The organism is Nocardia sp. NPDC003269, from assembly GCF_042888005.1.
In the GTDB taxonomy this organism is placed as follows: Bacteria; Actinomycetota; Actinomycetes; order Mycobacteriales; family Mycobacteriaceae; genus Nocardia.
The window spans coordinates 131,014-149,084 of record NZ_JBIAPA010000002.1 but is presented as its reverse complement, the minus strand read 5'-3'; the positions used below and the strand labels follow the sequence as shown (position 1 = coordinate 149,084).

Genomic DNA, 18,071 nt, shown 5'->3' with positions numbered 1-18,071 from the left:
CCCCCTTTCGCAATACAACTGCATTGTAAAGAGTGCGGGGCCTCGATAGCAATACGACTGCATCGTGAAAAGATGGGCACATGCCGAAACGGGTGGACCACAGCTCTCGCCGGGCGACGATCAGCGACGCCGTCATGCGCCTGCTCGCGCGCGACGGGCTGGAGGCGATCAGCCTGCGCCATGTCGCCGCCGAGGCCGGCGTCTCACCGGGCCAGGTGCAGCACTATTTCCCCAGCAAAGACGCGATGATGGAGTTCGCGGCAGGCACCATCGCCCAGCGAATCGCCGCCCGGATCGACACCGCGGGCCCCGACCCCGACCTGCGCCATCTCCTGACCGCCCTACTCCCCACCGACCCCGACACCACCGCCGACGCCCGCACCCTGATCGGCTACCTGGCCTTCGCCTCGGTCCGCCCCCAGGTCGCCGACACCCTGGCCACCAACGGGCGCGCCTTCCGCGACCACATCGCCACCCTGCTCCCCGACCACCCCGATCCGACCACCGCCGCCGATACGCTGCTGGCCCTCCTCGACGGCCTGGCCCTGCACGCCACTCTCGGCCAGATCACCCCCGAGCACGCCCGCACGGTCCTGCACTCGGCGATCGACGCGGCCGTCACCGCCCGCTGATCCGCCACGGTCTCGCGCGGCGAACGCTCAGACCGATCGGATCGGCGACGCGGGTGATACCCGCTCGATCGCGAACGGCACCGAGACGCGCCTGCGGTCATGGTGGATTCCGGCGGTCGACATCTTCGGGACGGTACGTCGGCCATCGGCACGCGCCGATCGATGATCAGCACGCCGGGTTCGCGCCACCTGCATGGACAGCGCCGGTCCGCCCTCGGCGCGGGCGCGCCGAGGGCGTTGCCTCAAACGGCCGCCCCTGCTTTCCGGGCGCGGAGTTCGGCGACGGCGGCCTCGGTCTCCGCCATCACCAGTTCGGCGTTGATCTGCGCACCCGCCATGGCGCCCGCCGCCGCGGCCGCGCCGACCTGGGCGGACGGATCAGTGGCATTGCCCGCGATCCAGACGCCCGGGACGGTGGTGCGGCCGACGGGGTCGGCGGGGATGTGGTCGCCCGCGCCGGACGGATGCGGTTGCGGAGCCAGGCCGAGACCGGCGAGGAAGGTGGCGCGAGTGTTCATGCGCGGGCCGACGACCAGCGCGTCGCGGTCGAGCACGGTGCCGTCGGCCAGGCGGACGCCGGTGAGCGTGCCCGCGGCGGACAGCACCTCGGCGACCACGCCGTCGACGACCCGGATGTCGCGCGCGGCAAGCTTTTCCGCGTCCTCGTCACTCAGCGGGGCAGCCGTGTGGGCCAGGAAGACGATGTCGTCGCTGAGCTGACTGAACAGCAGCGCCTGGTGCACCGACATCGGTCCGCCCGCCAGGATGGCGATGCGCTGGTCACGCACCTCCCAGCCGTGGCAGTACGGGCAGTGCAGGACACCGTGACCCCACTGTTCGCGCAGACCTGGGATATCGGGGAGTTCGTCGGCGAGGCCGGTCGCGACGAGGACGCGGCGCGCTAGCACCGTGCGCCCGCCGTCCAGCGTGACCCGGAACGACTCCGGTCCGGCGCCGTCCGACCCGCCGTCGCGAGGCCCCAGCGGAACCGCGTCCGCGTCGACTCGCTCGACCGCGACGACCGCGCCGGGCACCACCTGTCCGCCGTATCCCCGCACCTCGGCCCGCCCGATCTCGAGCAGTTCGGCGGGCGACATCCCGTCCCGCGCCAGCAAACCGTGCACCCCCTCGGCCGGGGCGTTGCGGGGCGAGCCCGCGTCGATCACGACGACGGATCGCCGGGAGCGGGCCAGCATCAGCGCCCCGTTCAGTCCGGCGGCGCCACCACCGATCACCACCACGTCGTAGGTGTCGTTCAACTCTGTCATCTCGACCTCCTTCGCCGACCACAGTGCCGCCCAGGCCCAGATACTGGCAACGAAATTTGCCGCCGTGGCAAACTGGAGAGCATGGACGACCTCGAACAGACCCTCGATTCGGTCGGCCCCCGCCTGCGCGACCTGCGCAAACGGCGCCGGACCACCCTCGCCGACCTGTCGGCCGAAACCGGCATCTCGGTGAGCACCCTGTCGCGCCTGGAATCGGGCGACCGCAAACCCACCCTGGAGCTGCTGCTCCCCCTGGCCAAAGCCCACGGCGTCACCCTCGACGAGCTCGTCGACGCCCCGCCCACCGGCGACCCACGCATCCACCTGCGCCCGGTCACCCGCCACGGCATGACCATGCTCCCGCTCACCAAACGCGCTGGCGGCATCCAGGCCTTCAAGATGATCATCGCCCCCAACGCCCGCAACCGCCCCGAGGAACCCCAGGTCCACGAGGGCTACGAATGGCTCTACGTCCTCAACGGCCGCCTGCGCCTGATCCTCGGCGACAACGACATCGTCCTCACCCCCGGCGAAGCCGCCGAATTCGACACCCACATCCCCCACTGGTTCGGCGCCGCCGACAACCACCCCGTCGAATTCCTCAGCCTCTTCGGCAAACAGGGCGAACGAGCCCACTTCCGAGCCCGCCCCAAGACCCCCGACTGATCCCCTGAATGAGTCGACCTCGCGTTCACCCCAAACAACCGCTGGGGATGAAACACCAGAAAGGCCTCGACCTGCCACCACAGGGCTCAGATCCTAAAACTGTTGCACCGCAGCATAATTCAGTCACTCGTTGGGATGAAGGTTGCGGCGGAGGTCGATTCGGCAGATTCGTTCCGCCCGCGATAGCATCGAGATCATGAGCACCCCGGGGGGAGAGAACGGGGCCATGACAGTGGTTCCCGCCAGCGTCCGCGACGTCGGCAACTATGTCTATGGCATCGCCGACACCCTGCGTCAAGCCCTCGACATGGCCAGCGGTGAAGTCGACTCCTGCGTGGGCGGGAGTTGGGCAGGCACCGCGGCAAGCACTTTCGCCACCGGCTGGTCCGAGACTCGCGAAGGCGGCCTGACGATCATCGCCGCTCTCACCACGATGGCCGAGAAGCTCGGCGTCACGGCCGAGACCTACACCCAGCGCGACGAGTCCAACTCGGAGCTGCTCCGAAACTTCAGCTTGGATCTCTAGGAGTCTCCGTGGCAGCGGAATTCAAGGTCGACCTCGACCATCTCGACCAGATCGTCAGCAAGCTAGCCGGTCTCGCAGGCTTTGTCGCGGACCACTTGGACGTCATCGACGACAAGGTAGCCGGATTGGTGGGCACAGGGTGGGAGGGCGTGGCCGCCGAAGCCTACCGGGTAGCACACGAGGAGTGGGTAACCGGTGCTCGCGAATTCGCTGAGGGTATCCGCGACATGAGCGCCGGGGCCAATGCCGCACACGGCCACTACACCGCGGCGGTAGACGTCAATGTCCGTATGCTCCGAGGGGGTATCTGATGGCTCCACCGGGCTTGGCCTTGGCGGTGGACGCCAACGTGTACTACGAGGCGGCAAAGAAGCTCTCGATCTTGGCCGATGAGATCGGCACCGCTGTCACGCGAGACCTGGCTCCAGGACTGGCGTCCACTGCCGGAATGGGTGGCAACTACCCGGCGGTGGTTGCCTGGTGTACCGCGTACTACATGCATGCCACCGAACTGCGCACGGTCACGCAGACCTATTCCGTCGCGGTCAGTCATTTCGGCGTGATCCTGAATTCGGCCGGATACAACTGGGATGTAGCCGAATACAACGCGAACCTGAATCCGGACAAAGGCACCGCCCCGTCGCATCCGGTCCGTAACGGCGTTGACACAGGCGGGTCCGCAGTTTTCCCGGAGATCCCCGTCGCAATCGCCGACAACGGTCCGGGCATGGTGATTACATCTGCGGGCGAGGGCGTGAACTCACGGCGGGGCACACCGAACGGTCGCTCCGACGCACTCGCTGCAGCCGGCACAACGTGGCATAGATTTGCCAACAGTGTCGAGTTGGTGGGCGCGGGTGCGGCCCTGCAGGCAGTCCACGATTCGTTCACTGGTGTGCAGGCACCAGAGGCGCCTGATATCCAGGAGGCACTAGCAGTGCTTCGTGTGGGTGTCGAGCAGATCCGAGTGGTCGCACTAGCTATCGGAACCGCGATTCAAGCCCATTGCGACAATCTCATCGACGCGAGGGCTCGCCTCGCCTCCGCCGCTGCCAGCGCATTCCCCGATCATCCCGTTGCCCAAATAACCACAACGTCGGACAACACCACGGTCAACATAGATGTTGCTGCGAAATTGACCACGACTGAGGTAACCGACGCTGAGGGACTTCTCGATACCTCGGCACGCGGAACAACATTATTCGCCACGTTGGCATCGATCGGCGTCGGGAACCAAGGATTCGTCGACCCGAATGCCTTGAACAGCCTCACGAGGCTGAAAGCCCTGAGCGAACTACCGCTACTCATCGAGACCGGCAATCAGGATTCGAATACGCGTCTGATCGACGATCTGGACAACATGGCCACCTGGAACACTCCACCGCCGACTTTGACTGCTGTCGACCTCAGTGCGCTGGATGCCTACGGCCCGCAGATGAAGACCTGGGCGATGCTCGCGGTGCAGTACGGCAACGAGGCGGGTGTCGATCCCCGGTTGGTTCTTGCGATGGCGCTACAGGAGGGTGCACCCCTGCGGTCAGGACTCGGCAGTACGTTCTACGAGGACTTGTCAGGCGGTCCGTCGACCTATCATCCAAGAGAGGGCGGCATCGGCGCAGGAACAATGTATGACGAGTTCCGAAAGGATACTACCGATCTCAGGGAATGGCAGGAGGGCCGCCCCGATGGAGTAGGAAACTCGATCGGCTTGACAAACATGAAGGAAATTCAGTTCAATCAAGTGAAAGAGAAGTATCCATCACAGTTCGAGGGCCAGGAATGGTCGGATCTTGTTGGAAACAACGACTTGGCACTGAAGGCTACGGCCTATAACTTGAAGCTGTTGACTGACGATGCGGCGTCGCATGCAACTGCCGATGTCCGAGCGAGCCAGCCCTTGAACCAATTCCTGAGCTCCAGCTACAACGCACTGGGAGTCGTGGACCGTTCGCGATCGGTTGCAGAGGGCGACACCTTTTCCGGAACCGAGATCGAACACGGCTACAGCACGGTAAAACCTGGCGGAACTTTCGCATTGGCGGATACAATTCTGCGCGGAACGGGGGCATACCGGTGAATTCGATAATTCTTGCCCTCGTTTTCCTGATCGCGCCGCTGTGCTGGCTACTGGTGGTACGCTCGCTCCGACTCGGGCTCGGCGTCGGCGCGATTCTTGTTTTCATCGCGGTGACAGAATTCGCCGTTACGAAGGACTGGCTGTTTACAGAATTGGCGACCACAACTCTGGTCCTGCTGATTGTGATTCACGTCGCGGTATTGATTGCTGGATTTGTTGCCGACGCGAATGTCGGCGGTCGGCGGTCCAGATCGAGAATCGTTGGCCTTACCCTGGGATGCACGTACTGCCTCGTCGCCTTGGCGGTGACCTTTATGATGGTCGTCGTATTGGGCGGGGAGCGTTCTGCGGTACCGCCCAGCGACGTACTCCCTTCCCTCCCACCGGGACTAACGATCGTTGCGGACACCGACATGGGCTGCCGATACGGTAGCTCCTCGACGTCGTGCGATCGGGAGTTCCAGATCGGGAGCGCAGACGATGCACCTGCTCGCGAAGTCGCAGAAATGATGGTCCGACATCTCCGTAATGCGGATGAGTGGCAACTGGCCTTCGTCGAGGATCTCGACTGGTGGAGCGGAACCCGCCGAGAGGGCTGGGGGCTCGACCGCAGCACGATGCACGTATGGGTGAAGGTTCGAAACGACCAGACGATAGTGACATTCGGAGATGAAGCGAGGAACTGACGGCTGAACGCGGTCCGACGGAGGGCGCAGCGGCAACAGCCGACTGATAGCGGTCGACAGAACCGAATGGCGGCGGCTCAGCCCTGCAGTGCCGCGATGAGGGCGGGACTCAGGGCCAGGGCGGGGAGGGATTCGACGAGTAGGTCGACCAATTGTTCTCGGGTGATGGGTTTTTCGGTCATCCAGGTGAGGATTGTTTCCTCGACGAAGGCGATCCAGCCGCGGATGGCCAGGGTGAGGCGGGCGAGGTCGGGGTCGTCGGGGGGTAGCGGGAGTTCGCCGACGATGAGGTCGGCGATGGCGCCGCGGGTTTCGTTGACGTAGTCGACCAGGTCGGGGGCGATGCTCGCGGGTCCGCGCAGCACGGAGCGGTAGGACGCGGAGTGCTCGGTGGCGTAGTCGACGAAGCGCTCGATCGAGTCGCGCAGCATGTCGAACAGCGAGAGCTCGCGGTTGGGCGTGACGGCGGCGAAGAACTCGGCGCTCACGTGCCGGGCGATCGCCTCGTGGAACTCCTGCTTGGAGGCGAAGTAGTGGAACAGCAGCCCGCGTGAGATGCCCGCCTGCTTGGCGATGTCGTCGACCGAGATGTCCTCGAGCGATCGCTCGGCCAGCATCTCGGCACCGAGGGTGATCAGCTGCAGCCGCCGCTCCTCGGGGCTGAGACGAACCCGCTTGGCCGCTCCCGCACTCGTGATACTCACGTCGATCATCCTAACGCTACTGAATCTGATTCAATAGCTGTTGACTCCCGCTCAATAAGAACGTAGTCTGCATTACATGAGTCGCAAGGTTACAGACAAAGTTGTCGCCGACCGCGGCGCCCGCCACATCAAGACGATCATCGTCGGCAGTGGGTTCGCGGGCCTCGGAATGGCCATCCGGCTGCGCCAGCAGGGCGCCGAGGATTTCCTCGTCCTGGAGCGCGGCAGCGATGTCGGCGGTACCTGGCGGGACAACACCTACCCCGGCGCCGCGTGCGACGTGCCGTCGCACCTGTACTCCTACTCGTTCGCACTGAACCCCGACTGGTCGCGCTCGTTCTCCAAGCAGGGCGAGATCCAGGCCTACATCCGGGGCGTCGCCGAGAAGAACAACGTGCTGGACAAGCACCTGTTCGACTGCGATGTGCTCGGTATGCGCTGGAACGCCGAGACCGCGCGCTGGGACATCACGACCAGCAAGGGCGACTTCACCGCCGACACCGTGGTCTCCGCGGTCGGCGCGCTGTGTGAGCCGTCGCTGCCCGACATCAAGGGCATCAACGAGTTCAAGGGCGAGATCTTCCACTCGGCGCGCTGGGACCACGATGTCGAGCTCGCGGGCAAGCGCGTCGCGGTGATCGGCACCGGCGCCTCGGCCATCCAGATCGTGCCGGCCATCGCGGGCAAGGTCGCCCACCTCGACCTCTACCAGCGCACCGCGCCGTGGCTGCTGCCGCGCATGGATCGCCCGTACTTCCTGCCGGAACGCCTGGCGTTCAAGTACATTCCCGGCGTGCAGCGACTGTCCCGCGCGGCCATCTACGCCGCCCGCGAGACCCAGGTCGTCGGCCTGGCCAAGTACCCCGCGCTGATGAAGATCTTCGAGACCATCTCGCGCGGCAAGCTGCTGGCCGAGGTCCGTGACCCGGTCAAGCGGGCCAAGGTCACCCCGAACTACCGCATCGGCTGCAAGCGCATGCTGATCTCGAACGAGTACTACCCGGCGATCGACCGCGACAACGTCGAGGTGATCACCGAGGGCATCACCGAGGTCAAGGCCGGCTCGATCGTCACCAAGGACGGCACCGAGCGCGAGATCGACGCGCTGATCGTGGCCACCGGCTTCCACGTCACCGACTCCCCCGCCTTCGAGACCATCACCGGACGCACCGGGCAGACCCTGTCCGAGCAGTTCGACGAGGTCGGCCAGCGCGGCTACAAGGGCTCGACCATCGAGAACTTCCCGAACATGTTCTTCCTGCTCGGCCCGAACGTCGGCCTCGGCCACACCTCGATGGTGTTCATGATCGAGTCGCAGATCAACTACGTCGCCGACGCGCTGGCCACCATCGACAAGCAGGGCCTGCGCACCGTCGAGGTCCGCAAGGACGCGGTCCGCGAGTACAACGCCGAGCTGCAGGCGAAGATGGCCGACAGCGTCTGGATGAACGGCGGCTGCGCCAGCTGGTACCTGGACAAGCACGGCAACAACACCACGCTGTGGCCCGATTTCACCTTCCAGTTCCGTAGGCTGACCAAGAATTTCGATGTCGCTGCCTACGACACGACTTCTTCGACCGACTCCGACACCGAACTGAAAGTGGTGGCAGCACAGTGAGCAATGATGCTTACTTCACGAACAAAGTCTGTGTGATCACGGGCGCGGGCTCCGGCATCGGCCGGGCGCTGGCCGAGAACCTGGCCCGGCGCGGCGCCAAGCTGGCGCTGTCCGACATCGACGCCGAGGGCCTGGCCGAGACCGTGCGCATCGTCGAGGGACTGGGCGCGCAGGTCAAGGCCGACCGGCTCAATGTCGCCGAGCGCGAGGCGTTCCTGCTCTACGCCGACTCGGTGAAGGCGCACTTCGGTGTCGTGCACCAGATCTACAACAACGCGGGCATCGCCTACCACGGTGACGTGGTCAAGACCGATTTCAAAGACATCGAACGCATCATGGACGTCGATTTCTGGGGCGTCGTCAACGGCACCAAGGCGTTCCTGCCGATGCTGATCGAGTCCGGCGACGGCCACGTCGTCAACGTGTCGAGCCTGTTCGGCCTGGTCACCGTGCCCGGCCAGGCGGCCTACAACTCGGCCAAGTTCGCGGTGCGCGGCTTCACCGAGGCGCTGTACCAGGAGATGAAGATCTCCAAGGCGCCGGTCAAGGTCACCTGTGTGCACCCCGGCGGCATCAAGACCGCCGTGGCCCGCAACGCCACCTACGCCGAGGGCATCGACGGCGCCAACACCGCCTCGCTGTTCGACAAGTACCTGGCGATCCACAGCCCGGAGATGGCCGCGCAGACCATCACCGAGGGTGTGCGCAAGGGTCACGCGCGCGTGCTGATCGGCTGGGAGGCCAAGGTGCTCGACGTGAGCGTGCGCTTCCTGGCGTCGGGGTACAACCGGATCTCGGCCGTCGTCAACGGCCGCTTCATGCCGCACTGACGCGACTAGGAAACGCCATGCGCGAGTTCACCATCCCGCTGCCGATCGCCCGTGCGGTGCTGGATCCGATCTTCCGGGTCACGCTCAACGCGCGGCTGCCGGTGGCGGTGCAGCGCACCCTGCTCGACGTGGCCTCCGTGCTGCAGCCGATGCCCGACGGTTCCGTCGTGCAGCATCTGCAGCTCGGCGGCCGCCCGGCCGAGCGGGTCATCGCCGAGACCGCCATCCCTGGTTCGCTGACCAGGGCGGTCCCACCGGAGCGCGCCGCGGGCGCGATCCTGTACCTGCACGGCGGCGGGTACGTCGTCGGGTCGCTGGCCACCCACCGCTCGCTGGTCGCGCGGCTGGCCAGGGACAGTTCCTGCGCGGTGTACTCGCTGGACTACCGCCTCGCCCCCGAGCATCCGCTGCCCGCCGGCCTCGACGACGCCGAAGCGGCGTTCCTGGATCTGGTGGAGAACGTCGGCTACCGGCCCGATCAGATCTGCCTGGCCGGTGACTCGGCGGGCGGCGGCCTGGCGCTCGCGCTGGCCCAGCGACTGCGCGAGCGGCACCAGCTGACGCCCGCCGCGCTGGGCCTCATCGCGCCCTGGGTCGACCCCACCCAGGTGCCGAGCCGCAGCCGCGACCTGGTGATCAACCGGGCGTGGTCGCAGGCGTGCGCCGCCTACTACCTCGGCGACGGCGCCGCAACCGATGCGGGCTACGCTCCGCTCACCGGAAACCTCATCGGACTGCCTCCCACCTACGTGCAGGCCGATGTGAGCGAACTGTTACACGATCAGTGCTGTCAGCTCGTCTCGGCCCTGCGTGGCGCGGGTGTGCACGTCCGCTTCACCGAAACCCGCGGCCTCTGGCATGTCGCGCAACTGCAGGCCGCGCTGGTCACCGAGGCAGCGCTGGCACTCAGCGAACTCGCAGAATTCCTGCGAGAAGCAATCCAGCCAGTTTCGATCGACGATTTACGATAAGTCCTGGTGACAGGATTTTCGGACGGCGATATCGCGGCCCGCCCGAACGTGTCGTAGATTACTGGCGAGTAGAACCCACTGGAAGGGCACTGATGCGAGAGTTCGAAGTTCCGGCTTCCTACACCATCCCGGACGATGCGAACAATTCCGACAACGTCTTCCGCTTCGCCGCGGAGACGCCGAACACGGTGTTGTTCAACGTCCCGAACGGCAGCGGCGGCTGGAACGACGTCACGGCGAAGCAGTTCGAGAAGGCCGTCACCGGCGTCGCCAAGGGCCTGATCGCCTCCGGCATCGAACTCGGCGACCGCGTCGCCATCATGGCAGCCACTCGCTATGAGTGGACCCTGCTGGACTTCGCGATCTGGGCCGCCGGTGGCGTCACCGTCGCGATCTACGACAGCTCGGCCGCCGAGCAGGCCAAGTGGATCCTGCAGGACTCCGAGACCAAGGTGCTGGTCGTCGAGAACGACAAGCACCGCGCCACGATCGACGAGATCGAAGCCGGTTCGCTGCCCGCGCTGGCCGAGACCCTGCAGATCGACAAGGGTGCGATCGAGCAGCTCACCGAGCGTGGCGCCGACCTCGACGACGCCGTCGTGCACGAGCGCCGCAAGCAGGTCGGCGCGGCCTCGCCCGCCACCCTGATCTACACCTCGGGCACCACGGGCAAGCCCAAGGGCGTCCAGCTGACCCACGCGAACCTGTACGCGGAGTCGCGCTCGGGCGGCATCGAGCTGGCCGCCTTCGTCTCCGAGGGCCAGAAGACCCTGCTGTTCCTGCCGCTGGCGCACGTGTTCGCCCGCGCGGTCGCGCTGATCGCCTTCGACTCCAAGGTGACCATCCGGCACAGCTCGGACTGGACGACCCTGGTGGAGCAGTTCGGCGAGTTCAAGCCGGACTTCATCCTCTCGGTGCCGCGCGTGTTCGAGAAGGTCTACAACTCGGCCAAGCAGAAGGCGCACGACGGCGGCAAGGGCAAGATCTTCGACGCCGCCGCCGACACCGCCATCGCCTACAGCGAGGCGCTCGAAAAGGGCAGCCCCGACCTGATCCTGAAGCTGAAGCACTTCGTCTTCGACAAGCTCGTCTACAGCAAGCTGCGCGCCGCGCTCGGTGGTCAGTGCCTGGCCGCCGTGTCCGGTGGCGGCCCGCTGGGCGCGCGCCTCGGCCACTTCTTCCGTGGCGTCGGCGTCACCATCTACGAGGGCTACGGCCTGACCGAGACCACCGCCGCGTTCAGCGTGAACACCCCGCAGTTCATCCGGGTCGGTTCGGTGGGTCGCCCGATCCAGGGCCACGCGGCCAAGATCGCCGAGGACGGCGAGCTGCTGCTCAAGGGCTCGGTCGTGTTCGACGGCTACTGGGGCAACCCGGAGGCCACCGCCGAGTCCTTCGAGGACGGCTGGTTCAAGACCGGCGACCTGGGCGCCATCGACGCCGACGGCTTCATCACCATCACCGGCCGCAAGAAGGAAATCCTGGTCACCGCGGGCGGCAAGAACGTCTCCCCCGCCGTGCTCGAGGACTCCCTGCGCGCGCACCCGCTGATCAGCCAGGTCATGGTCGTCGGTGACGGCCAGCCCTTCATCGGCGCGCTCATCACCCTCGACCCGGAGGCACTGCCGGGCTGGAAGGAGCGCAACGGCGTCGCCGCCGACACCGCGATCGAGAGCCTGATCGAGAACCCGACGCTGGTCGCCGAGGTGCAGGCCGCGGTCGACGAGACCAACAAGAAGGTCTCCAAGGCCGAGGCGATCAAGAAGATCCGCATCCTCCCGGTCGACTGGACCCAGGAGGGTGGCGAGCTCACCCCGAAGATGTCGCTCAAGCGTGCCGTCGTCATGAAGCAGTACGCGGGCGAGGTCGACAAGATCTACTCGTAATCCCCGTCTCGTCCGGAAGGCCGGTTGCGTTCGCGCAGCCGGCCTTCCGGCGTTTCAGGCGACGGCCGCGGACCGTTCGCGCAGGACACGCAGTCCGGCCAGGCCCACCGCGAGATCGGCGGAGATCTCGAACAGGGCCGCGAACCAGGAGAACCCGGTGACGTTCGCGTCGGCCGGCGCGTTGACGAAGCTGTCGCTGAGCGGGCCGAACCAGTCCGGCAGCAGGTGCACGACGAAGAAGCCCGCCGCGCTGGCGAAGCCCACGATCACCGCGGCCAGCGGGGCCGCGGAGTGCCGCCGGAACACCAGGACGACGACGAGCAGGGCCGCCAGGAGTTGCAGGGTGCCGAGCGCGTTGACCAGGGCCGAGGTGGCGTCCATCCCCCGGCGGAGATGGTCGGCGCCGTGGACGACGAGGGCAACGGCGAACACGGCGGTGGCCGCGCGCAGGGTGGTCTCGGGTGCTGTGGTCTCGGGCATGGGAGCCTCCTGCCGAGGACGGATTCAGTTCTACTACGGAGTGTAGTTTTCACCGTCGGCCGAGGACAGCTGTTCCGTCGTCACAGATCGGTCTCGGCGACGTAGGCTCGCTGACATGGCGTTGTTGCGGGTAGCGGCCGGAATCGCGGCGGCCGCGCTGGTCCTCGGCGTGGCCGAGCTGGTCGCGGTGTTCACCGGTGCGGGCAGCGCGCCCGCGTACGCGCTCGGCGCGACCGTCGTCGACCACACGCCGGACGGCCTGCGCGAGTGGGCGATCCAGAGCTTCGGCCGCAACGACAAGACCGTGCTGTTCGTATGCATGGGCGTGGTGGCGGTGGTGGTCGCCGGTCTGGCCGGGTGGCTCGAGCGGGTCACCCGGCCGGTCGGATCGATCGTGTTCGCGGTCTTCGGGGTGGTCGCGGCGGTGATCGGGGCCGGGCGGATCGGCGGAATCAGCGGCGCCCTGCCCGCGCTGATCGGCACCGCGGCAGGGATTCTCGCGTTGCGAGGGCTCACCCGGCGGATCGCCGCCATGCCATCACCGCTCGCGTCGACGGGCGTGGAACCGGGACCGGGGCGCGGCGTGGGACCCGAAGATCCGGCGCTCGGCAGCGGCGAATCGCCGGGCAATACACCGGACCAGTCGGCGGTGACTGCCGGGCGACGGCGGGTGCTGGGCGGGATCGCCGCGACCGGGGTGATGGCCATCGGCGCCGGGCTCGCCGGGAGGTTGCTCGGCGGTGCGCGGACAGATGTGACGGCCGAGCGGTCCACCGTCGAGTTGCCCAGTCCCGCAACGCCGCTACCCGAACTTCCCGCCGACGCCGACCTGCGCGTGCCCGGACTCACGTCGTATCTGACCCCGGCCGACGATTTCTACCGGATCGATACCGCGCTGATCCTTCCCCAGGTGTCCACCGCGGACTGGTCACTGCGCATCCACGGCATGGTCGACCGCGAAATCCGGCTCACCTGGGACGATCTCGCGCGCCGCACGCCGGTGGAACACCTGGTGACGCTGGCCTGTGTGTCCAATCCGATCAACGGCGATCTGATCGGCAATGCCCGCTGGCTCGGCTACCGCCTCGACGAACTGCTCGCCGAGGCGGGCCCGCACCCCGACGCCGACATGGTGCTCTCGCACAGCAAGGACGGTTGGACGGCGGGCAGTCCGCTGGCCGCGCTCACCGACGGCCGCGACGCGCTGCTGGCGATCGGGATGAACGGCGCTCCGCTGCCGGTCCAGCACGGCTATCCGGCGCGACTGGTGGTGCCCGGCCTCTACGGATACGTCTCGGCGACCAAGTGGGTCACCGAACTCGAGGTGACGCGGTTCGACAAGGCCACCGCCTATTGGACGCGGCGCGGGTGGTCGGCGCAGGGCCCGATCAAGACCGGCACCCGGATCGACACCCCACGCGGGCGCGGCCGGATTCCGCAGGGCCGCACCACGATCGCGGGCGTCGCCTGGGCACAGCACCGCGGCATCACCGGCGTCGAGGTGCAGATCGACAACGGCGACTGGCGACCCGCGCGGCTCTCGACCGAAGTCTCGATCGACACGTGGCGCCAGTGGGTCTACGACTGGGACGCCACCACCGGGCCGCACACCATCCGCGCCCGCGCCATCGACAACACCGGAGTGCCGCAGACCGCGGTCGAGCAGGATGTCGTCCCGGACGGGGCGACCGGATACCCGACCGTCACCCTCCAGGTCGCCTGATCGAACGGTTCGTCCCGGTCGTCGGCAACTCAGCCCGACGACGCTGACAACCTGGTCGATCACCGATCCGACAGCCGGAAGGCCGGTCGCACATCCGCGACCGGCCTTCCGCTATTCGTCGTTCAGAACCGCTGCGCCGCGAATTGCGCTGCGGTGAGGGTCATTCCGTTGACGCTGTAGAGGGTGTGCAGGGCATTGGGCTGGCCGAGCGGGGAACCGTCGCAGATGTTGTCCGCATCGATGCACAGGTCGATGGTCTTGCCCGCGTAGGGCGCGCCGATCACCACGGCGGGCGCGCCGGCGTCGGCCAGGAACCGATCCGACGGCTTCCCGAACAGCGCGACCGCGGCGACGTGCTCGGCCACCTCGGGCGCCAGCGGCGCCGGCAGATGCGACTGGTACTCCAGCGGCACCCCCTCGGGCACCCCGGTGCCGGTGGCGAACCCGGCGACCGCCGCGCCCTGGGAGTACCCGCCCAGCACGATCCGCGTGCTCGGGCAGTTGGCGGCGATGTACTCGACCCGCCGCTGGGCGTCGTTGATGCCGCGCACCACGGTGCGGGCGAAGGCGAGCCGGTCGGCGAAGTCGCTGCTCGCGGGGTAGTCGACTCCGTAGGCGCCGACCGAGCGGCCACCGGAGTTCAGGCGGACCGCTTCGACGAACGACGCGCCGGTGAAACCGAGCTCACCACCGGGCTCGGCCGTGCCGCGCGCGAACACCACCTCGATGTCGGAACACGACGCCGCTGTCGCGGAGTGGATGGGCGATACCAGCGGAATCGCGGCTGCCATGAGTGCTGCAGACACGAATCGCGAAAGAGAACGTGCTGTCATTCCGGGCAGACTACCCACCTCGCCGCGTCGGCAACACCCCAGGTCACCGGCGCGGCGCCCGCGAAAGTGCTGGTGTCGGCACCGGCATCGCGCTGACCGGGCCGGGTGCGGCGCCGGAACGAGTGCTGCCCGTCTCGCGCACGGCGGGACGGGCAGCGGCGGGACGGGTCAGGCGCCCGCGTCGGCCTTGGCCAGTTCGGGCTTCGGGGTGGCGCCCGATTCGCCGTGGCCGACGAACAGGGCCGAGGCGATCACGCCGATGAGCAGGATGGCGGCGGGCAGCAGCATGGACTGGGCCAGGGAGGTGCTGAACTCGTCGAGGATCTGCGGCGGGAGCGGGCCGGTGGCCGCGCCCTCACCGACCGGACCGCCGCCGCCGAGGCCGTTGGCGGTGAGGCGGGCCGCGATCAACGCACTGATCGCGGCGCTACCGAGCACCGAGCCGACCTGGCGGGTGGTGTTGTAGACGCCGGCGCCCGCACCGGCCTGGGTGACCGGCAGGTTGTGCGTGGCCGTGGAGGCCAGCGGCGCCCAGATGCAGGCGTTGGCCAGACCGGCGACGGCCGCGGCGAGCAGGAACCAGATGATCTGCGAATCCGGCTTCATCAGCGCGGCGAAGGCGAACGTCGACCCGGCGAACAGGGTGAAGCCGATGGTCGGCACCAGCCGCGGCGGCAGCCGGTCGGAGAACTTGCCGACGAACGGCGCCGCGAAGCCGGTGACGATCGCCATCGGCGCGAACACCAGCGCCGAGACCGTCGGCGACATCTCGCGCACCGCCTGCAGGTAGAAGTACGAGGGCACCATCATCGAGGTGACCGCGGCGCCCATCGCGGCGATGGCCAGGTTCGACAGCGAGAAGTTGCGGTCGCGGAACAGGCTCATCGGCACCAGCGGTTCGCCCCGGTTGCGGGCCTGGTTGATCACGAACGCGATCAGCATGAGCACGCCGAACCCGATCAGCAGCCAGATCCGCAGCGACCAGTCCTGCGTGTTGCCCTCCTGGATACCGAAGACCAGCGCCGTCATGCCGATACCGCTGAGCACGACGCCGACGAGGTCGAACCGGTGGTCGCTGGTCGGCAGCGCGGGCACCAGCCACACGGCCAGGCCGAAGGCGATGATGCCGACCGGGACGTTGACGAAGAAGATCCACTCCCAGCCCAGATTGTCGACGAGCACGCCACCCAGGATCGGGCCGACCAGCGTCGCGAGCCCGGCGACGCCGCCCCACAGGCCCATCGCGGCACCGCGCTTGTCCGGCGGGAAGGTGCGGGTGATGACGGCCATGGTCTGCGGGGTCATCAGCGCGGCGCCGATGCCCTGCGCGGCGCGCGCGGCGATCAGCATGCCGATGGACCCGGACAGACCGCACCACAGCGACGCGGCGGTGAAGATCGCCAGGCCGATCAGGTAGATGTTCTTGGGGCCGAACTTGTCACCGAGCCGGCCGGTGACCAGCAGCGGCACCGCGTAGGTGAGCAGGTAGGCGCTGGTCACCCAGATGACATTGGAGATGTCGGTGCTCAGGTCCTTCATGATCGCCGGGTTGGCGACCGCGACGATCGTCATGTCCAGCAGGATCATGAAGAACCCGACCACCAGCGCGAACAGCGCCAGCCACGGATTACGTTGGGTGGTCATCGAATTCGTTCCTATCGGAAGATGAGCTCGGGATATCAGTCGCGGGCGGCGCCGGCCGCCCACCTGGGTCGCGGCGCGGCGTCGGGGTGGTCCCCCGGCGGCCATTCGTGGGTGGGGTCGCCGCTGTCGGTGATGCGTTCGCCGGTGTCGGGATCGAAGATCTCCCACTCGATCTCACCGGCGTCGAGGTCGGCGGCGAACCGCTCGATCCAGGTCAGTTCCGCCTGGATCGTCGCCTGGATGTACTCGAGGACGAACCAGTACCGACGCGGGATCCGGTGCGTGCTCGCCCACGCGATCATGGCGTCGACATCGGTCACCGCCTCGCCCAGCCGCCCGGCCCGCTCGCGGAGCAGGGCGACGACCTGTTCGGCGGGCAGGGTGTGCGCCTCGGCGAGGGCGACCCGGAAGATCGGATACTCCTGGACCGGAGCGCGGAGCAGTTCGGTGATGCGGCCGCGCAGCGCGTCGCGACCGGTGTCGGTGATGCGGTAGGTGGTCCGTTCGGGCCGATTGCCTTCGCGTTCGGTGCCTTCGGCGCGGACCAGTTCGTCGGCCGCCAGCCGGGCCACCGCGTGATACAGCGATCCCGGCCGCACCTTGACCAGCAGGTCTTCCCGGCGGGCCATCAGCACCTGATACATCTCGTACGGATGCATGGGCCGCTCGTCCAGCGACGCGAGAACCGCGATGGCCAACGGCGTCATCGCGTTGCGACCCGGCTGTCCCACAACGCTCACCTCCACTCCCGCGCCGACCGGCGCAGGTCCATGTTCCACACCAAATATTCCAGTAGGAATATACGGAGCGGAACAGTGACTGGCAAGCGAACTTTTCGGTACCTAGGTGTCCGATCGGGGCGATCGTGTTCGTAGTAGGGGTGAAGGAGCTTCATACCGACTGATCAGGAGCAGATGATGACCAAGGTTGTCGCACTCATGTCCATGTCCCTCGACGGCTTCGTCGCCGACCCGGACGACGGCGTCGCCGAGGTGTTCGACTGGTACTTCTCCTCGGGAGACGTCGAAGTCCCCACCGGTGGCGCGGATCCGATGACGTTCCGGGTCTCCGCGCCGAGCGCCGGGCACCTGCGGGCGCTCACCGCCGAACTCGGCGCCATGCTCACCGGACGGCGCACGTTCGAGGTCGCCCACGGCTGGGGCGGACGGCACGGGTGGGGACCCGCCTTCGTGCTCACCCATCGGGTCCCGGACGGGTGGCCGCGGCCGGATTCGAACGTCCACTTCGTCACCGACGGGCTCGAGAGCGCGGTGCGGCAGGCCGTCGCGGCCGCGGCGGGCAAGTCGGTCGGCGTCCACGGCGCCGACACCATCCAGCAGTGCCTGAACGCGGGGCTGATCGACGAGATCCACGTCGATATCGCGGCGGTGCTGCTCGGGTCGGGGGTGCGGCTGTTCGATCGGCTCGCCGGTGCGCCGGTGTGGCTCGGCGACCCGGCGGTGACCGCGGGCGTCGGGGTCACCCATCTGCGCTACCCGGTGCGCAAGGCTTGATCCCGAGCCCGGT

At 67.4% G+C, this 18,071-nt stretch carries 18 protein-coding genes; 12 read left to right on the top strand and 6 right to left on the bottom strand.

The genetic code is table 11. The features are described 5' to 3' along the window. Nucleotides 1–80: 80 nt before the first annotated feature. Nucleotides 81–632, top strand: a complete 552-nt coding sequence (locus ACFYWJ_RS11390) for a TetR/AcrR family transcriptional regulator (protein WP_355276279.1) — start codon at nucleotides 81–83, stop codon at nucleotides 630–632. Nucleotides 633–874: 242 nt separating this feature from the next. Here the strand turns inward: ACFYWJ_RS11390 and ACFYWJ_RS11385 are convergent, their stop codons facing one another. Beyond that, entirely contained in the window at nucleotides 875–1,900 is a 1,026-nt protein-coding gene (locus tag ACFYWJ_RS11385; RefSeq protein ID WP_355276281.1) for an NAD(P)/FAD-dependent oxidoreductase, read from the bottom strand. A gap of 81 nt (nucleotides 1,901–1,981) precedes the next feature. Here ACFYWJ_RS11385 and ACFYWJ_RS11380 point away from each other — a divergent pair, with 81 nt between their 5' ends. From ACFYWJ_RS11380 to ACFYWJ_RS11360, 5 genes are all read left to right on the top strand, one after another. Then, the gene (locus ACFYWJ_RS11380; protein WP_355276283.1) at nucleotides 1,982–2,566 is read left to right on the top strand and encodes an XRE family transcriptional regulator; all 585 of its coding nucleotides are present in this window, start codon (nucleotides 1,982–1,984) and stop codon (nucleotides 2,564–2,566) included. A gap of 196 nt (nucleotides 2,567–2,762) precedes the next feature. After that, a complete protein-coding gene (locus tag ACFYWJ_RS11375; RefSeq protein ID WP_355276284.1) occupies nucleotides 2,763–3,092 on the top strand; it encodes a WXG100 family type VII secretion target in 330 nt (109 codons plus the stop codon). Nucleotides 3,093–3,100: 8 nt separating this feature from the next. Beyond that, complete coding sequence (locus tag ACFYWJ_RS11370; RefSeq protein ID WP_355276286.1) at nucleotides 3,101–3,403, top strand: WXG100 family type VII secretion target; 303 nt, start codon at nucleotides 3,101–3,103, stop codon at nucleotides 3,401–3,403. Then, nucleotides 3,403–5,169: a hypothetical protein gene (locus ACFYWJ_RS11365; RefSeq protein WP_355276287.1), complete on the top strand. Its 1,767-nt coding sequence runs from the start codon at nucleotides 3,403–3,405 to the stop codon at nucleotides 5,167–5,169. Before ACFYWJ_RS11370 ends, ACFYWJ_RS11365 begins: the two co-directional genes overlap by 1 nt. Continuing rightward, nucleotides 5,166–5,855, top strand: a complete 690-nt coding sequence (locus ACFYWJ_RS11360; protein WP_355276289.1) for a hypothetical protein — start codon at nucleotides 5,166–5,168, stop codon at nucleotides 5,853–5,855. The genes ACFYWJ_RS11365 and ACFYWJ_RS11360 overlap by 4 nt, the downstream gene beginning before the upstream one ends. A 77-nt stretch (nucleotides 5,856–5,932) precedes the next feature. Here ACFYWJ_RS11360 and ACFYWJ_RS11355 read toward each other — a convergent pair whose 3' ends face one another. Next, on the bottom strand, nucleotides 5,933–6,568 hold the full coding sequence (locus ACFYWJ_RS11355; protein ID WP_355276291.1) for a TetR/AcrR family transcriptional regulator: 636 nt from the start codon (nucleotides 6,566–6,568) through the stop codon (nucleotides 5,933–5,935). Between the two features lie 67 nt (nucleotides 6,569–6,635). Between ACFYWJ_RS11355 and ACFYWJ_RS11350 the strand changes: the two genes are divergently transcribed. The 4 genes from ACFYWJ_RS11350 (at nucleotide 6,636) to ACFYWJ_RS11335 (ending at nucleotide 11,864) form a co-directional block, all read left to right on the top strand. Continuing rightward, nucleotides 6,636–8,177 (top strand): NAD(P)/FAD-dependent oxidoreductase, encoded by a 1,542-nt coding sequence (locus tag ACFYWJ_RS11350; RefSeq protein ID WP_355276292.1) that lies wholly within the window; start codon nucleotides 6,636–6,638, stop codon nucleotides 8,175–8,177. Further along, nucleotides 8,174–9,007, top strand: coding sequence for an SDR family oxidoreductase (locus tag ACFYWJ_RS11345; RefSeq protein ID WP_355276294.1), 834 nt, complete (start codon nucleotides 8,174–8,176; stop codon nucleotides 9,005–9,007). Before ACFYWJ_RS11350 ends, ACFYWJ_RS11345 begins: the two co-directional genes overlap by 4 nt. A gap of 17 nt (nucleotides 9,008–9,024) precedes the next feature. Further along, nucleotides 9,025–9,978, top strand: coding sequence for an alpha/beta hydrolase (locus tag ACFYWJ_RS11340; protein WP_355276296.1), 954 nt, complete (start codon nucleotides 9,025–9,027; stop codon nucleotides 9,976–9,978). Nucleotides 9,979–10,070: 92 nt separating this feature from the next. Next, complete coding sequence (locus ACFYWJ_RS11335; protein WP_355276297.1) at nucleotides 10,071–11,864, top strand: long-chain fatty acid--CoA ligase; 1,794 nt, start codon at nucleotides 10,071–10,073, stop codon at nucleotides 11,862–11,864. Nucleotides 11,865–11,918: 54 nt separating this feature from the next. Here ACFYWJ_RS11335 and ACFYWJ_RS11330 read toward each other — a convergent pair whose 3' ends face one another. Further along, entirely contained in the window at nucleotides 11,919–12,344 is a 426-nt protein-coding gene (locus ACFYWJ_RS11330) for a hypothetical protein (protein ID WP_355276299.1), read from the bottom strand. Nucleotides 12,345–12,459: 115 nt separating this feature from the next. Here ACFYWJ_RS11330 and ACFYWJ_RS11325 point away from each other — a divergent pair, with 115 nt between their 5' ends. After that, nucleotides 12,460–14,067, top strand: coding sequence for a molybdopterin-dependent oxidoreductase (locus ACFYWJ_RS11325; RefSeq protein WP_355276301.1), 1,608 nt, complete (start codon nucleotides 12,460–12,462; stop codon nucleotides 14,065–14,067). 122 nt (nucleotides 14,068–14,189) lie between these two features. Here the strand turns inward: ACFYWJ_RS11325 and ACFYWJ_RS11320 are convergent, their stop codons facing one another. From ACFYWJ_RS11320 to ACFYWJ_RS11310, 3 genes are all read right to left on the bottom strand, one after another. Next, on the bottom strand, nucleotides 14,190–14,900 hold the full coding sequence (locus tag ACFYWJ_RS11320; protein WP_387163417.1) for a cutinase family protein: 711 nt from the start codon (nucleotides 14,898–14,900) through the stop codon (nucleotides 14,190–14,192). Between the two features lie 168 nt (nucleotides 14,901–15,068). After that, entirely contained in the window at nucleotides 15,069–16,544 is a 1,476-nt protein-coding gene (locus ACFYWJ_RS11315; protein WP_355276304.1) for a DHA2 family efflux MFS transporter permease subunit, read from the bottom strand. A 35-nt stretch (nucleotides 16,545–16,579) separates the two neighbouring features. Then, complete coding sequence (locus tag ACFYWJ_RS11310) at nucleotides 16,580–17,284, bottom strand: PadR family transcriptional regulator (protein ID WP_355276306.1); 705 nt, start codon at nucleotides 17,282–17,284, stop codon at nucleotides 16,580–16,582. 177 nt (nucleotides 17,285–17,461) lie between these two features. Here ACFYWJ_RS11310 and ACFYWJ_RS11305 point away from each other — a divergent pair, with 177 nt between their 5' ends. Beyond that, nucleotides 17,462–18,058 (top strand): dihydrofolate reductase family protein, encoded by a 597-nt coding sequence (locus ACFYWJ_RS11305; protein ID WP_355276308.1) that lies wholly within the window; start codon nucleotides 17,462–17,464, stop codon nucleotides 18,056–18,058. Nucleotides 18,059–18,071: the final 13 nt, after the last annotated feature.

Coding starts and splice junctions, on each gene's coding strand:
- ACFYWJ_RS11390 (WP_355276279.1), top strand. CDS start 81: ATGCCGAAACGGGTGGACCACAGCTCTCGCCGGGCGACGATCAGCGAC.
- ACFYWJ_RS11385 (WP_355276281.1), bottom strand. CDS start 1,900: ATGACAGAGTTGAACGACACCTACGACGTGGTGGTGATCGGTGGTGGC.
- ACFYWJ_RS11380 (WP_355276283.1), top strand. CDS start 1,982: ATGGACGACCTCGAACAGACCCTCGATTCGGTCGGCCCCCGCCTGCGC.
- ACFYWJ_RS11375 (WP_355276284.1), top strand. CDS start 2,763: ATGAGCACCCCGGGGGGAGAGAACGGGGCCATGACAGTGGTTCCCGCC.
- ACFYWJ_RS11365 (WP_355276287.1), top strand. CDS start 3,403: ATGGCTCCACCGGGCTTGGCCTTGGCGGTGGACGCCAACGTGTACTAC.
- ACFYWJ_RS11355 (WP_355276291.1), bottom strand. CDS start 6,568: ATGATCGACGTGAGTATCACGAGTGCGGGAGCGGCCAAGCGGGTTCGT.
- ACFYWJ_RS11350 (WP_355276292.1), top strand. CDS start 6,636: ATGAGTCGCAAGGTTACAGACAAAGTTGTCGCCGACCGCGGCGCCCGC.
- ACFYWJ_RS11340 (WP_355276296.1), top strand. CDS start 9,025: ATGCGCGAGTTCACCATCCCGCTGCCGATCGCCCGTGCGGTGCTGGAT.
- ACFYWJ_RS11335 (WP_355276297.1), top strand. CDS start 10,071: ATGCGAGAGTTCGAAGTTCCGGCTTCCTACACCATCCCGGACGATGCG.
- ACFYWJ_RS11330 (WP_355276299.1), bottom strand. CDS start 12,344: ATGCCCGAGACCACAGCACCCGAGACCACCCTGCGCGCGGCCACCGCC.
- ACFYWJ_RS11325 (WP_355276301.1), top strand. CDS start 12,460: ATGGCGTTGTTGCGGGTAGCGGCCGGAATCGCGGCGGCCGCGCTGGTC.
- ACFYWJ_RS11320 (WP_387163417.1), bottom strand. CDS start 14,900: ATGACAGCACGTTCTCTTTCGCGATTCGTGTCTGCAGCACTCATGGCA.
- ACFYWJ_RS11315 (WP_355276304.1), bottom strand. CDS start 16,544: ATGACCACCCAACGTAATCCGTGGCTGGCGCTGTTCGCGCTGGTGGTC.
- ACFYWJ_RS11305 (WP_355276308.1), top strand. CDS start 17,462: ATGACCAAGGTTGTCGCACTCATGTCCATGTCCCTCGACGGCTTCGTC.